This window comes from Azorhizobium sp. AG788, from assembly GCF_004364705.1.
GTDB lineage: Bacteria > Pseudomonadota > Alphaproteobacteria > Rhizobiales > Xanthobacteraceae > Azorhizobium > Azorhizobium caulinodans.
The window spans coordinates 198,049-211,712 of record NZ_SOBM01000001.1; the positions used below are offsets into that span (position 1 = coordinate 198,049).

Below are 13,664 nucleotides of genomic sequence, written 5' to 3' on the forward strand. Positions count from 1 at the left end.
CCACCTGCCTGCCCGTCCGGGCACATCAGCACCAAGACGCGCGCCAACCGGGCGAAAGCCGGGGCCTCAGGCCGGCGCGCGGAGGCCGGAGGTTCCATGGGCATCGAGAGCGGCACCCGCATTGCCACCCGTTACAAGGCCATGGTGGCCGCCGGGGAGATCCGCGAGGACGCCGCCCAGGCGGCTGTGGTGGATGCGCTCGCCCGTCTTGAACAGGCCCTGAAGGACAGTTCGCTCGCCCGCAAGGGTTCGGCGCTCGGCTGGCTGTTCCACCGGCGCACCGTCACCGCGCCGCCCAAGGGCCTCTACATTTATGGCCGGGTCGGGCGCGGCAAGACCATGCTCATGGACCTGTTCTTCGAGAGCATCAGCTTCGTCGCCCGCCGCCGCTCGCACTTCCACGAGTTCATGGCCGACGTGCATGACCGCATTTACAAGGAGCGCGAGGGCCAGAAGAAGGGCGAGCGCAAGACCGGCGATCCGATCGTGCCGGTGGCCGCCTCCATCGCCGCCGAGGCGAAGGTGCTGTGCTTCGACGAGTTTCACGTCACCGACATCGCGGACGCCATGATCCTCGGCCGCCTGTTCCAGCACCTCTTCCCGGCCGGCGTCGTGCTGGTGGCGACCTCCAACGTGGCGCCGAAGGACCTCTATGCCGGAGGCCTCAACCGGGCGCTGTTCCTGCCCTTCATCGACATGATCATCCAGAAGACGGACGTGCTGGCGCTGGACGCCTCCACGGACTACCGGATGGAGAAGCTGGACGGCATCAAGGTCTGGCATGCCCCGCTGGGACCGGAGGCGGACGCGGCGGTGGAGGCGGCCTGGCTGCACCTGGCCGGTCCCGACGGCGGCGCGCCCTACGAACTGCACATGAAGGGCCGCACCCTCGCGGTGCCCCGTGCCGGCGGCGGGGCGGCCCGCTTCACCTTCGCGGACCTGTGCGAGCATCCGCTCGGTGCGTCCGACTATTTGCGGCTGGCGCACACCTTCCACACCCTTGTGGTGGAACACATTCCCGTGCTCAATCCGGAGAAGCGGAACGAGGCCAAGCGCTTCATCACGCTGATCGACGCCCTCTACGACAACAACGTGAAGCTGGTCGCCTCGGCGGACGCCGAGCCGGAGGGGCTTTATGTGGGGGCTGACGGAACGGAAGGGTTCGAGTTCGCCCGCACGGTTTCGCGCCTGCACGAGATGCGCTCCAGCGACTATCTCGCGCAGCCGCACGGGCGGGGCGACTCCATTGCGAGCGGAGATGCTACCGGATTGGTGGAAACCTGACCCTCGGTCTGCCGAAACCGTGGTTGGGCGCCTAAAGGGGTAGATGCGGCGTCTTGAACCCTTGTGCGGATGGGAGTAGTCAAGCCCCGCTCGGCCTAAGGCCGTATCCTCTGTTGCCCGAGGTTTCCTGTTCATGGCGCGCAGCAAGATTGCCCTGATCGGCGCCGGCCAGATCGGCGGCACGCTTGCATTGCTGGCAGGCCTGAAGGAACTCGGGGACGTCGTGCTGTTCGACCTGGTGGAAGGCGTCCCCCAGGGCAAGGCGCTCGACCTCGCGGAGCTGAGCCCCGTGGCCGGCTTCGACGCCGCCTTCGCCGGCACCGGCGCCTATGAGCAGATCGCGGGCGCGGATGTGGTGATCGTCACCGCCGGCGTGCCGCGCAAGCCCGGCATGAGCCGCGACGATCTGCTGGCGGTCAATCTCAAGGTCATGGAGCAGGCGGGCGCGGGCATCGCGAAATATGCGCCCGATGCTTTCGTGATCTGCGTCACCAATCCGCTCGATGCCATGGTGTGGGCGCTCCAGAAGGCCTCCGGCCTGCCGCGTCACAAGGTGGTCGGCATGGCCGGCGTGCTCGACAGCGCGCGCCTGCGCTATTTCCTGGCGGACGAGTTCAACGTCTCGGTGGAAGACGTGACCGCGATGGTGCTCGGCGGGCACGGCGACACGATGGTGCCGCTGATGCGCTATTGCACCGTCGCGGGCATCCCCGTTCCCGACCTCATCCGCATCGGCTGGACCAGCACGGACCGCATCGAGGCGATCGTCACGCGCACCCGCAACGGCGGGGCCGAGATCGTCGAACTGCTCAAGAGCGGCTCGGCCTTCTATGCGCCGGCGGCCTCGGCCATCGTCATGGCGGAGAGCTATCTCAAGGACAAGAAGCGTGTGCTGCCGGTGGCGGCCCCCCTGTCGGGCGAGTACGGCTTCCGCGACCTTTACGTGGGCGTGCCGGCGGTGATCGGCGCGCGGGGCGTGGAGCGCATCGTCGAGCTCGAACTCGACCGCGCCGAGCGCGCGCAATTCGAACAATCGGTGGCCTCGGTCCAAGGACTGGTGGACGCCTGTGCCAAGATCGCGCCGGACCTCGTTCGGTGACACTGCCATCCGCGGCGGCCCTCCGGGTCGCCGTTTTCGTGCCGGCGGGGGGACCCGGCGGCAATAGTCCAACCGGAGCGGATCGCCTTCGTCATGAGGGCGGGACGGTCCGAAACTCTTGGGACGGAGCCCCATGAATATCCATGAGTATCAGGCGAAGGCCCTGCTGAAGACCTACGGTGCGCCCGTGTCTCGCGGCGTGCCGGTCTTGGCGGTGGGCGAGGCCGAGGCGGCCGCGCGTGAGTTGGGCGGCCCGCTCTGGGTCGTGAAGTCGCAGATCCATGCCGGTGGCCGCGGCAAGGGCAAGTTCAAGGAGCCGGAAGCCGGCGACAAGGGCGGCGTGCGGCTGGCCCGGTCGGTGGAAGAGGTGAAGACCTTCGTCGAGCAGATGCTCGGCAACACGCTCGTGACCGTGCAGACCGGCCCGGCCGGCAAGCAGGTGAACCGCCTCTACATCGAGGAAGGTTCCGACATCGAGACCGAGTTCTACCTCTCGCTCCTCGTGGACCGCTCCACCTCGCGCGTCTCCTTCGTGGTCTCCACCGAAGGCGGCATGGACATCGAGGAAGTGGCGCACTCCACCCCTGAGAAGATCGTCTCCTTCTCGGTGGACCCGGCCTCCGGCATCCAGGCTTTCCACGGCCGCAAGGTGGCCGATGCGCTCGGCCTCTCCGGCGACCTCGCCAAGCAGGCGGGCAAGCTGACCGAGGTGCTCTACACCGCCTTCACCGACACCGACATGGCGATGCTGGAGATCAATCCGCTCATCGTCACCAAGGATGCCAAGCTGAAGGTGCTGGACGCCAAGGTGACCTTCGATTCCAACGCGCTGTTCCGCCATCCGGACCTGCTCGCCCTGCGCGACGAGACGGAAGAGGACGCCAAGGAGATCGAAGCCTCCAAGTATGACCTCGCCTACATCGCGCTCGACGGCACGATCGGCTGCATGGTGAACGGCGCGGGCCTCGCGATGGCGACCCTCGACATCATCAAGCTCTATGGCGAGAGCCCGGCCAACTTCCTCGACGTGGGCGGCGGCGCCAGCGAGGAGAAGGTGACGGCGGCCTTCAAGATCATCACCTCGGACCCGAACGTGAAGGGCATCCTGGTGAACATCTTCGGCGGCATCATGAAGTGCGACGTGATCGCGCGCGGCGTGCTCGCCGCGGTGACCGCCGTCGGCCTCAAGGTTCCGCTGGTGGTGCGCCTCGAAGGCACCAACGTGGAGCAGGGCAAGCAGATCATCCGCGACAGCGGCCTGAACGTGATCCCTGCCGATGACCTGGACGATGCGGCGCAGAAGATCGTCGCGGCCGTGAAGAAGGAAGCTGCGTGATGTCCGTGCTTATTGACGCCAATACCAAGGTCATCACCCAGGGCTTCACGGGCAAGAACGGCACGTTCCACTCCGAGCAGGCCATCGCCTACGGCACCAAGGTCGTCGGCGGCACCTCGCCCGGCAAGGGCGGCTCCACCCACCTCGGCCTGCCGGTGTTCGACACCGTGATCGAGGCCCGCGAGAAGACCGGCGCCGACGCCTCCGTGATCTACGTGCCGCCTCCGGGCGCCGCCGACGCGATCCTGGAAGCCATCGACGCGGAGATCCCGCTCATCGTCTGCATCACCGAGGGCATCCCGGTGCTCGACATGGTGAAGGTGAAGCGCGCCCTCTCCGGCTCCAAGTCGCGCCTCATCGGCCCGAACTGCCCGGGCGTGGTGACCGCCGGCCAGTCGAAGATCGGCATCATGCCGGCCAACATCTTCAAGACCGGCTCGGTCGGCATCGTGTCGCGCTCCGGCACGCTGACCTATGAAGCGGTGTTCCAGACCTCGCAGGAAGGCCTCGGCCAGACCTCGGCGGTCGGCATCGGCGGCGACCCGGTGAAGGGCACCGAGTTCATCGACGTGCTCGAGCTGTTCCTTGCCGATCCCAAGACCGAGTCGATCGTCATGATCGGCGAGATCGGCGGCTCGGCCGAAGAGGATGCGGCGCAGTTCCTCAAGGACGAGGCCAAGCGCGGCCGCAAGAAGCCGATGGTCGGCTTCATCGCCGGCCGCACGGCGCCTCCCGGCCGCCGCATGGGCCATGCCGGCGCGATCATCTCCGGCGGCAAGGGCGGCGCGGAAGACAAGATCGCCGCCATGGAAGAGGCCGGCATCCGGGTCTCTCCCTCCCCGGCGCGCCTCGGCAAGACCCTGGTGGAAGTGCTGAAGGGCTGATGAAAAGGACGGCAATCCGGCGGGAGACCATCGGGTTGCCGTCTTTGCATTGGACGAGTGTCACCGCGTGCCACGCTGGGGAAAGCCTCCAGCAGTACGCGGAGCGCAGGTCCGCCGTGCGTGAAATGCCGGGGTTGGCGGGGGAAGGGAGCTTCCCCCATGCCGCCAAGCATCTTATGTAGCGGCCGGATTTCTCTCCGCTCCATCTGGAGCAAGGCAATTTGCGGGAGTGCGGCGGGATTGCCGGCGCGCTTCCATGGTGTGGCTGTCAACGGCTTGGAGCTTGGTTTTGAACGCGCCCGGCGCGCCGAAACCGGCTAAGCTCCGAAGGCCATCCGGGATTTAGGCCCATGTCGCGCGCGGACCAAAACGACCAATTTCTCGCTACCTCCTTCCTGTACGGAGGTAATGCTCAGTGGATAGAAGATCTCTATGCCCAGTATGAGGCCGATCCGAATTCGGTCGATGCGCAGTGGCAGAGCTTCTTCGCCGCGCTGAAGGAAGACCCGGAGCAGGTCAAGCAGAACGCCCGCGGTGCCTCCTGGAAGAAGCCCAACTGGCCGCTCCACGCCAATGGCGAGCTGGTCTCCGCCCTCGACGGCAACTGGATCGAGGTGGAGAAGAAGGTCACCGACAAGGTCAAGGAGAAGGCCCAGAAGGCGGGCGTCGAATTCTCCGCCACCGAGGTGCAGCAGGCCACGCGCGACAGCGTGAAGGCGCTCATGATGATCCGCGCCTACCGCATGCGCGGCCATCTCCAGGCCGATCTCGATCCCCTGAAGCTCACCCCGCCGCGCGAGGCGCCCGAGCTCGATCCGGCCTCCTACGGCTTCTACGAGAGCGATCTCGACCGCAAGATCTTCATCGACAACGTGCTGGGCCTTGAGTTCGCCACCGTCCGCGAGATGGTGACGATCCTGCGCCGCACCTACTGCCAGACCATCGGCGTCGAGTTCATGCACATCTCCTCCCCGGAGGAGAAGGCGTGGATCCAGGAGCGCATCGAGGGCGTGGACAAGGAAGTGTCCTTCACCCGCGAAGGCAAGCGCGCCATCCTGAACAAGCTGGTGGAGGCCGAGGGCTTCGAGAAGTTCCTCGACGTGAAGTACACCGGCACCAAGCGCTTCGGCCTGGACGGCGGCGAGGCGCTGATCCCGGCGCTGGAGCAGATCATCAAGCGCGGCGGCAATCTCGGCGTGCGCGACATCGTGTTCGGCATGGCTCACCGCGGCCGCCTGAACGTGCTCACGCAGGTGATGGGCAAGGCCCACCGCGCGCTGTTCCACGAATTCAAGGGCGGCTCCTGGGCCCCCGACGACGTGGAAGGCTCGGGCGACGTGAAGTACCACCTCGGCGCCTCGTCGGACCGCGAGTTCGACGGCAACCGGGTGCACGTGTCGCTGACCGCCAACCCGTCGCATCTGGAAATCGTCGATCCGGTGGTGCTGGGCAAGGCCCGCGCCAAGCAGGACCAGATGCACGACACCGACCGCGTGGCGGTGCTGCCGCTGCTGATCCACGGTGACGCGGCCTTCGCGGGCCAGGGCGTGGTGGCCGAGTGCCTCGGCCTCTCGGGCCTCAAGGGCCACCGCACGGGTGGTTCGCTCCACGTCATCATCAACAACCAGATCGGCTTCACCACCAATCCGCGCTACTCGCGCTCCTCGCCCTATCCGTCGGATGTGGCGAAGATGATCGAGGCGCCGATCTTCCACGTGAATGGCGACGATCCGGAAGCGGTGACCTTCTGCGCCAAGGTGGCCATCGAGTTCCGCCAGCGCTTCCACAAGCCGGTGGTCATCGACATCTTCTGCTATCGCCGCTTCGGCCATAACGAGGGCGACGAGCCGTCGTTCACCCAGCCGCACATGTACAAGGTGATCCGCCAGCATCCCACGACGCTGGAACTGTACGGCAAGAAGCTGGAAGCCGAAGGCGTGATCGCCGCCGGCGAGCTCGACCAGATGCGCGCCGAGTGGCGCAACCGCCTGGAAGGCGAGTACGAGGCCGGCCAGCACTACAAGCCCAACAAGGCCGACTGGCTGGACGGCCGCTGGTCGGGCCTGAAGGCGAGCCACGAGGATGACGATCCGCGCCGCGGCGACACCGGCGTGGCGGAAGATGCGCTCAAGGCCATCGCCGACAAGATCACCAAGGTGCCGGAAGGCTTCACGCCCCACCGCACCATCCAGCGCTTCCTCGACAACCGCCGCAAGGCGGTGCTCGACGACGGCGCCGGCATCGACTGGGCGACCGGCGAGGCGCTGGCCTTCTGCTCGCTGCTGGAGGAGGGCCATCCGGTCCGCCTGTCCGGCCAGGACGTGGAGCGCGGCACCTTCTCGCAGCGCCACTCCGTGCTGACGGATCAGGAAACCGAAGGCCGCTACAAGCCCTTCAACCACCTGACCGACAACCAGGCCAAGTACGAGGTCATCAACTCGATGCTCTCGGAAGAGGCGGTGCTCGGCTTCGAGTATGGCTACTCCCTGTCCGAGCCGAACGCGCTCGTGCTGTGGGAAGCCCAGTTCGGCGACTTCGCCAACGGCGCGCAGGTCGTGTTTGACCAGTTCATCTCCTCGGGCGAGCGCAAGTGGCTGCGCATGTCCGGCCTCGTCTGCCTGCTGCCGCACGGCTATGAGGGCCAGGGTCCGGAGCACTCCTCCGCCCGCCTCGAGCGCTATCTGCAGCTCTGCGCCGAGGACAACATGCAGGTGGCCAACTGCACGACCCCGGCGAACTACTTCCACATCCTGCGCCGCCAGATTAAGCGCGACTTCCGCAAGCCGCTCATTCTGATGACGCCCAAGTCCCTGCTGCGCCACAAGAAGGCGGTTTCGCGTCTCGACGAGTTCGTGACCGGCACCACCTTCCACCGCGTGCTGTGGGACGATGCCCAGTCCCATCCGGATGCGGCGGGCCTGCAGCTCGTGGCGGACGACAAGATCCGTCGCGTCGTGCTGTGCTCGGGCAAGGTCTATTACGACCTGCTGGAGGAGCGCGAGAAGCGCGGCACCAACGACGTGTACCTGATGCGCGTGGAACAGCTGTTCCCGTTCCCGCTCAAGACCCTCGTGCAGGAGCTGGGCCGCTTCAAGAACGCGGAAGTGGTGTGGTGCCAGGAAGAGCCGAAGAACCAGGGCTCCTGGGCTTTCGTGCAGCCTTACCTGGAGTGGGTGCTGGAGCAGGTGGGCGGCGCGTCCAAGCGTCCGCGTTACGCCGGCCGTCCGGCGTCCGCCGCCACCGCCACCGGCCTGATGTCCAAGCATCTCGCCCAGCTCAAGGCCTTCCTCGAAGAAGCCCTCGGCTGAGGCGCCTGCGGCATGAGCTATTTCCTGCTGCGGCTGCGCCACGTGCGCCCCACCTTCCCCTTCGACGCCACCGAGGCGGAGATGGCGGCGATGGGGCAGCACATGGCCTACTGGCAGCAGCAGGCTGAGGCGGGACCGGCCATTGCGGTCGGTCCGGTCTTCGATCCGGCCGGCGCCTGGGGACTGGCGCTGGTCGAGGCGGATGACGAGGCGCAAGCCCGCCGTCTGTCCGAAGATGATCCGATCACGGGGATGAACCTCGGCTTCTCCTATGAGGTGCTGCCGGTTCCATCCCTTATTTTGCGCCGGGGTTGACCCGGCATCGAGCGTTTGAGGGAGGCCCCCCGCGGGCGAATGTGATGGCGACCGAAATCCGCGTGCCCACCCTGGGCGAGTCCGTTACCGAGGCCACCATCGGCAAGTGGTTCAAGAAGCCTGGCGATGCGGTGAAGGCCGACGAGCCTCTGGTGGAACTGGAGACCGACAAGGTCACCGTCGAGGTTCCCGCCCCGGCCGCTGGCGTCCTCTCCGAAATCATCGCCAAGGACGGTGACACCGTTGGCGTCGGCGCCCTCCTCGGCGCGATCGCCGAAGGCGCTGCCGGCGCTGCTGCCGCCGCTCCGAAGGCCGAGGCCCCCAAGGCGGCTCCGGCTCCGGCCGCTGCGCCCGCTCCGGCGCCTGCCGCCGCCCCGGCCAAGGCCGCTTCCGGCGCCAATGGCCCGGCGGTCGAGCGTCTCGCCGCCGAGACCGGCGTGTCCGCCGCCAACGTCGCCGGCTCCGGCAAGGATGGCCGCGTGACCAAGGGCGACATGCTCGCCGCCATCGCCTCCGGCGCTGCCGCTCCGGCCGCTGCCCCGGCGCCGGTCGCCGTCCGCGCCCCCTCCGCGCCGGTGGATGCCGCGCGCGAAGAGCGCGTGAAGATGACCAAGCTGCGGCAGACCATCGCCCGCCGCCTGAAGGACGCCCAGAATACCGCCGCCATGCTCACCACGTTCAATGACGTGGACATGAGCGCGGTGATGGGCCTGCGCGCCCAGTTCAAGGACTCCTTCGAGAAGAAGCACGGCACCAAGCTCGGCTTCATGGGCTTCTTCACCAAGGCCGTCATCGCGGCCCTGAAGGACCTGCCGGCGGTGAACGCCGAGATCGACGGCCAGGATATCGTCTACAAGAACTACTACAACATCGGTATCGCGGTGGGCACCGAGAAGGGCCTCGTGGTTCCCGTGGTGCGTGACGCCGACGAGCTGTCGGTGGCCGGCATCGAGAAGGCCATCGCCGGCTTCGGCCGCAAGGCCCGTGACGGCAAGCTCGGCATCGAGGACATGCAGGGCGGCACCTTCACCATCACCAACGGCGGCATCTACGGCTCGCTGATGTCCACCCCCATCCTCAACGCGCCGCAGTCGGGCATCCTCGGCATGCACCGCATCGAGGAGCGTCCGGTGGTGGTCAAGGGCCAGATCGTCGTGCGCCCGATGATGTATCTCGCGCTCTCCTACGACCACCGGATCGTCGACGGCCGTGAGGCCGTGACCTTCCTGGTGCGTGTGAAGGAGACGCTGGAGGATCCCGCGCGTCTCGTGCTCGACCTCTGATCGTCCAAGCCTGACACCGGCGCGGCGGCTCTGTCGCCGCGCCGTTTCCCGACCGGGCGTCCGCCGCCCGCTGACAGGCCGGTTGCGGCAGGGCCGCGCCCCACGGCCGCTGACACGAGGACGGGCGAATGAGCAGCCATCTCGCGGAATTCCTGACCATCATGGCAGTGTTTTCCCTGGCCGCCGTGACACCGGGACCGGACTTCGCCATGGTGGTGCGCCAGAGCGTGGTGCGGGGCCGCCGCGCGGGCATCATCACCAGCTTCGGCATCGGCGCCGCCATTTTCTTCCATGCCGCCTATACGGTGGCCGGGATCGGCCTGCTGGTCGCCCACTCGCTCCTCGCCTTCAATGTGCTGAAATGGGCGGGTGCCGCCTATCTCTTCTACGTGGGCGTGAAGACCTGGCGCGCGCCGCCGCCCAGCTATCAGGTGGATCTTGCGGACGCGCCCGCGCCGGCGGTTGCCCCCCGGCGCTACGGCGATGCGTCCGACTTCACGCTCGGGTTCCTCACCAATGCGCTGAACCCGAAGGCGGTGCTGTTCTTCCTCTCCATCTTCACTACGGTGGTGAGCCCCACCACGCCGCAGAGCATGCAGATGGGCTATGCCGCCGGCATGGCGGGCCTGCTGGTCGTCTGGTTCACGCTGGTCTCGGTGTTCTTCACCGGGCGGGCGGTGCAGGCGCAGCTCTCGCGCATCGGCCGCTGGTTCAACCGCATCACCGGCGCGGCCCTGGTCGGCCTCGGCATCCGCCTCGCCTTCCAGAGGGCCTCCGCCCACTGATCCCTTCCCGTTCGCTGCGGCCGGCTGGCCGCCCGCTTCCTTCAAGGACTGTATTCCATGGCTAATTACGACCTGATCGTCATCGGCACCGGCCCCGGCGGCTATGTGGCGGCCATCCGCGCCGCCCAGCTCGGTCTCAAGACCGCGGTGGTCGAGAAGCGCGCCACCCACGGTGGCACCTGCCTCAACGTCGGCTGCATCCCCTCCAAGGCGCTGCTGTTCGCCTCCGAGAAGTTCGAGGAAGCCGGCCACAGCTTCGCCAGCATGGGCATCACTGTCCCGGCGCCGAAGCTCGACCTCGCCGCCATGCAGGCCTTCAAGGACAAGGGCGTCGACGGCAATGTGAAGGGCGTCGAGTTCCTGCTGAAGAAGAACAAGGTCGACGCCTATCACGGCGTCGGCAAGATCCTCGCCCCCGGCAAGGTGGAAGTGACCGCCGCCGACGGCACCGTGCAGGTGCTGGAGACGAAGAACATCCTCATCGCCACCGGCTCGGACGTGGCCCAGCTTCCCGGCGTCACCATCGACGAGGAGAAGGTGGTGTCCTCCACCGGCGCGCTGGCCCTCAAGAAGGTGCCCGGCAAGCTCGTGGTGGTGGGCGCCGGCGTCATCGGCCTTGAGCTCGGCAGCGTGTGGCGCCGCCTCGGCGCCGAGGTGACGGTGGTGGAATATCTCGACCGCATCCTGCCCGGCATGGACGGCGACGTGGCCAAGTCCTTCCAGCGCATCCTCCAGAAGCAGGGCTTCGCCTTCAAGCTCGGCACCAAGGTCACGGGCGTGGACACCAAGGGCAAGACCCTCAAGGTCTCCGTGGAGCCGGCCGCCGGCGGTGCGGCCGAGGTGCTTGAGGCCGACGTGGTGCTGGTGGCCATCGGCCGCGTCGCCTACACGGGTGGCCTCGGCCTTGCCGAGCTCGGCGTCGAGACCGACAAGCGCGGCCGCGTGGTGGTGGATCACCACTACAAGAGCACCGTGGACGGCATCTATGCCATCGGCGACGTGATCGCCGGCCCGATGCTCGCCCACAAGGCCGAGGATGAGGGCGTCGCGGCGGCCGAACTGCTGGCCGGCAAGGCGGGCCACGTGAATTACGACGTCATCCCCGGCGTCGTGTACACCTTCCCGGAGGTGGCTTCCGTCGGCAAGACCGAGGAAGAGCTGAAGGAAGCCGGCATCGCCTACAATGTCGGCAAGTTCCCCTTCACCGCCAATGGCCGCGCCAAGGTGAACAACACCACGGACGGCTTCGTGAAGTTCCTGGCTGACGCCGCCACCGACAAGGTGCTGGGCTGCCACATCATCGGCCCCGAGGCCGGCGAGATGATCCACGAGGTCTGCGTGCTCATGGAGTTCGGCGGCTCGTCGGAAGACCTCGCCCGCACCTGCCATGCCCACCCCACCCGCTCGGAAGCGGTCAAGGAAGCGGCCATGGCGGTCGAGAAGCGCGCCATCCACATGTGAGCCTTTCCGCGCCGGGCGACCGGCGCGGTCCTCAAACGGAACCGGCCGGCCCGCGCTGCGGACCGGCCGGTTTTGTTTTGGCACGCACCGCTCCGCCTGTTCCTGGTGCGGGCGGCGCGCACTCTCGGCGCGAAGAGGCTCAGGTGCCCTTGGAGGGCGTGCTCTTCGTCGTGTTGGAGGCGTGCGCCGGGCAGTCGGCGAAAGCGGGGGCGGTGGCTCCGAGCAGGCTCAGGGTCACGAGGGCGAAGGCAAGACGCTTCATGGCTCATCACTCCCATCGGGTTGCGACATTCGAGAGCCTACGCCCGGTTGTGGCGTGGACCGAAGCCTGAAAGAGCGGCAAACCTGCCCCAGCGGCATCTCGATGCCGCCGCTCACGCGGACGTGTCGGCCACCGCCTCGATGCGCCAGCCGTCCGGGTCGATGAGGAAAGCGGCGTAATAGCTTGGCCCGTAATCGGGCCGCGGTCCCGGCGGGCCGTTGTCGGTGCCGCCGGCGGCAAGCCCCGCCGCATGGAAGGCATGGACGGCGGCCGCATCCGGCGCGCCGAAGGCGAGATGAAAGCCCGGCGGGCAGGAGAAGCTCGCGCCCGGCCGCTCCTCCAGCCAGAAGGGCACATTGTCCTCCAGCGCCCATTGCCCCGGCTGTCCGTAACCCGCCGAGCGCGTCCCGGTGGGCTCGGTGAAGAGCACCTCCCGTGCCAGCCCGAGGGGCGCGAGCACACGGTCATAGAAGGCCATGGCCCGGTCGAGATCGGCGACGCCGATGGACATGTGGTGGATGTTCACCTGAAGTGTCCTTGCCCTTTCTGCCCTGACACAGATTAGAGCGCGACCGGGGCGCAGGTGCATCCGACGAAAGGGGGAGGCAGCGGGCCCAAGGGATCGTGCCGCAAGGTTCGCGACAGCCATGGAAAGGCCCCAAAGGCCGCACCATCTTCCTCAAGCCATGCCTGATACCGCCCCCATCCCGCCCGTGCGTCCCCGCAGCCTCTGGCGCCGCCGCCTTCAGCGCGCGCTGCTCATGGTGCTCGCCGTCGGCTTCCTCATCGAGGCTTGGCTCTGGGCGCACACGGCGCCGCTCATCCGCCGGCTGGCCGAGATCCTGCCCTTCGAGCGGCTGAAGCAGGCCATCGGCCATTGGGCGCACCGCCTGCCGCCTTATGGCGCGCTGGTGCTGTTCGTGGTGCCGCTGATTCTCATCGAGCCCATCAACATCCTCGCCCTGTGGTTCTACGCCCACAAGCATTTCATCTTCGGCAGCCTCTGTTTCCTTGTGGCGAAGCTCGTGGGCGTCGGCCTCATGGCCTTCCTGTTCGAGGCCTGTCAGGCGCAATTGCGCTCCATCGGCTGGTTCTCGCGGCTGTGCGACATCGTGATTGCCGCCAATGCCTGGGCGCACCGGCTGGTGGAGCCCTACAAGGAGAAGGTGAAGGCGGCCCTCGTGCGGCTGCGGCAGGACGCGGCCCGGGTGCTCGGCCTCGGGGATCGGCGCAGCCGCTTCCGCCGCGCCGTTCTCGATCTGCGCCGGCGCGTCTTCTCCCGCTCCTGAGGCGGCATGCCCTGCGACCGCTGCCGCGCGCTTTGCCTCGACTGGTCCATCCGCACGCCGGGTGAGCTGGAGCATGCGCTGACGGTGGCGCGGGACAATCTTTTGGACGGCACGCTGACGGAGCAGCCGGACCACCCCGACAATTCCGTGCTGCGGATGGGGCAGGACAGGGGTTGGCCGGACATCGTGTCGGTGGATTTCACCTGCACCACCTGCGGCGCGCGCTTCCACCTCGCCTGCGAAACCTATCACGGTGGTGGCGGCGGCTGGTCGTTCAGGCCCCGCTGATCGACGCCCCGCCCGCCCGGTGGATACGTCCAACGACGTGTTATCCACCCCGATTTCGTCTTGGGCGTGC

At 67.4% G+C, this 13,664-nt stretch carries 13 protein-coding genes; 11 read left to right on the top strand and 2 right to left on the bottom strand.

Annotated features, from left to right (window positions below):
* The first annotated feature begins 96 nt into the window (after positions 1-96).
* The 9 genes from zapE (at position 97) to lpdA (ending at position 11,755) form a co-directional block, all read left to right on the top strand.
* A complete protein-coding gene (gene zapE / locus DFO45_RS00940; RefSeq protein ID WP_133863407.1) occupies positions 97-1,284 on the top strand; it encodes a cell division protein ZapE in 1,188 nt (395 codons plus the stop codon).
* Between the two features lie 133 nt (positions 1,285-1,417).
* Positions 1,418-2,383, top strand: a complete 966-nt coding sequence (gene mdh, locus DFO45_RS00945) for a malate dehydrogenase (RefSeq protein WP_012172536.1) — start codon at positions 1,418-1,420, stop codon at positions 2,381-2,383.
* Between the two features lie 133 nt (positions 2,384-2,516).
* On the top strand, positions 2,517-3,719 hold the full coding sequence (gene sucC, locus DFO45_RS00950) for an ADP-forming succinate--CoA ligase subunit beta (RefSeq protein WP_012172535.1): 1,203 nt from the start codon (positions 2,517-2,519) through the stop codon (positions 3,717-3,719).
* Positions 3,719-4,603: a succinate--CoA ligase subunit alpha gene (gene sucD, locus DFO45_RS00955; RefSeq protein WP_043879654.1), complete on the top strand. Its 885-nt coding sequence runs from the start codon at positions 3,719-3,721 to the stop codon at positions 4,601-4,603. The genes sucC and sucD overlap by 1 nt, the downstream gene beginning before the upstream one ends.
* 350 nt (positions 4,604-4,953) lie before the next feature.
* Entirely contained in the window at positions 4,954-7,911 is a 2,958-nt protein-coding gene (locus DFO45_RS00960) for a 2-oxoglutarate dehydrogenase E1 component (protein ID WP_012172533.1), read from the top strand.
* Between the two features lie 12 nt (positions 7,912-7,923).
* Complete coding sequence (locus tag DFO45_RS00965; protein ID WP_043879652.1) at positions 7,924-8,226, top strand: YciI family protein; 303 nt, start codon at positions 7,924-7,926, stop codon at positions 8,224-8,226.
* Positions 8,227-8,270: 44 nt separating this feature from the next.
* Complete coding sequence (gene odhB / locus DFO45_RS00970) at positions 8,271-9,509, top strand: 2-oxoglutarate dehydrogenase complex dihydrolipoyllysine-residue succinyltransferase (protein WP_012172531.1); 1,239 nt, start codon at positions 8,271-8,273, stop codon at positions 9,507-9,509.
* Positions 9,510-9,637: 128 nt separating this feature from the next.
* Positions 9,638-10,294, top strand: coding sequence for a LysE family translocator (locus DFO45_RS00975; RefSeq protein ID WP_133863408.1), 657 nt, complete (start codon positions 9,638-9,640; stop codon positions 10,292-10,294).
* Between the two features lie 57 nt (positions 10,295-10,351).
* Positions 10,352-11,755 carry a dihydrolipoyl dehydrogenase gene (gene lpdA / locus DFO45_RS00980; protein WP_133863409.1) on the top strand — a complete coding sequence of 468 codons (1,404 nt, stop codon included), beginning with the start codon at positions 10,352-10,354 and terminating at the stop codon, positions 11,753-11,755.
* Positions 11,756-11,894: 139 nt separating this feature from the next.
* On the opposite strand, the gene DFO45_RS25395 is transcribed toward lpdA, so the two are convergent.
* Together DFO45_RS25395 and DFO45_RS00985 are read right to left on the bottom strand one after the other, a co-directional pair.
* Positions 11,895-12,017 carry a hypothetical protein gene (locus tag DFO45_RS25395; protein WP_012172528.1) on the bottom strand — a complete coding sequence of 41 codons (123 nt, stop codon included), beginning with the start codon at positions 12,015-12,017 and terminating at the stop codon, positions 11,895-11,897.
* Positions 12,018-12,129: 112 nt separating this feature from the next.
* A complete protein-coding gene (locus DFO45_RS00985) occupies positions 12,130-12,543 on the bottom strand; it encodes a VOC family protein (protein ID WP_338010015.1) in 414 nt (137 codons plus the stop codon).
* A 160-nt stretch (positions 12,544-12,703) separates the two neighbouring features.
* Between DFO45_RS00985 and DFO45_RS00990 the strand changes: the two genes are divergently transcribed.
* Complete coding sequence (locus DFO45_RS00990; protein ID WP_133863410.1) at positions 12,704-13,306, top strand: hypothetical protein; 603 nt, start codon at positions 12,704-12,706, stop codon at positions 13,304-13,306.
* Between the two features lie 6 nt (positions 13,307-13,312).
* Positions 13,313-13,594 carry a hypothetical protein gene (locus DFO45_RS00995; RefSeq protein WP_133863411.1) on the top strand — a complete coding sequence of 94 codons (282 nt, stop codon included), beginning with the start codon at positions 13,313-13,315 and terminating at the stop codon, positions 13,592-13,594.
* Positions 13,595-13,664: the final 70 nt, after the last annotated feature.

Coding starts and splice junctions, on each gene's coding strand:
- DFO45_RS00975 (WP_133863408.1), top strand. CDS start 9,638: ATGAGCAGCCATCTCGCGGAATTCCTGACCATCATGGCAGTGTTTTCC.
- sucC (WP_012172535.1), top strand. CDS start 2,517: ATGAATATCCATGAGTATCAGGCGAAGGCCCTGCTGAAGACCTACGGT.
- DFO45_RS25395 (WP_012172528.1), bottom strand. CDS start 12,017: ATGAAGCGTCTTGCCTTCGCCCTCGTGACCCTGAGCCTGCTCGGAGCC.
- DFO45_RS00995 (WP_133863411.1), top strand. CDS start 13,313: ATGCCCTGCGACCGCTGCCGCGCGCTTTGCCTCGACTGGTCCATCCGC.
- lpdA (WP_133863409.1), top strand. CDS start 10,352: ATGGCTAATTACGACCTGATCGTCATCGGCACCGGCCCCGGCGGCTAT.
- sucD (WP_043879654.1), top strand. CDS start 3,719: ATGTCCGTGCTTATTGACGCCAATACCAAGGTCATCACCCAGGGCTTC.
- zapE (WP_133863407.1), top strand. CDS start 97: ATGGGCATCGAGAGCGGCACCCGCATTGCCACCCGTTACAAGGCCATG.
- odhB (WP_012172531.1), top strand. CDS start 8,271: ATGGCGACCGAAATCCGCGTGCCCACCCTGGGCGAGTCCGTTACCGAG.
- mdh (WP_012172536.1), top strand. CDS start 1,418: ATGGCGCGCAGCAAGATTGCCCTGATCGGCGCCGGCCAGATCGGCGGC.
- DFO45_RS00960 (WP_012172533.1), top strand. CDS start 4,954: ATGTCGCGCGCGGACCAAAACGACCAATTTCTCGCTACCTCCTTCCTG.
- DFO45_RS00990 (WP_133863410.1), top strand. CDS start 12,704: ATGCCTGATACCGCCCCCATCCCGCCCGTGCGTCCCCGCAGCCTCTGG.
- DFO45_RS00965 (WP_043879652.1), top strand. CDS start 7,924: ATGAGCTATTTCCTGCTGCGGCTGCGCCACGTGCGCCCCACCTTCCCC.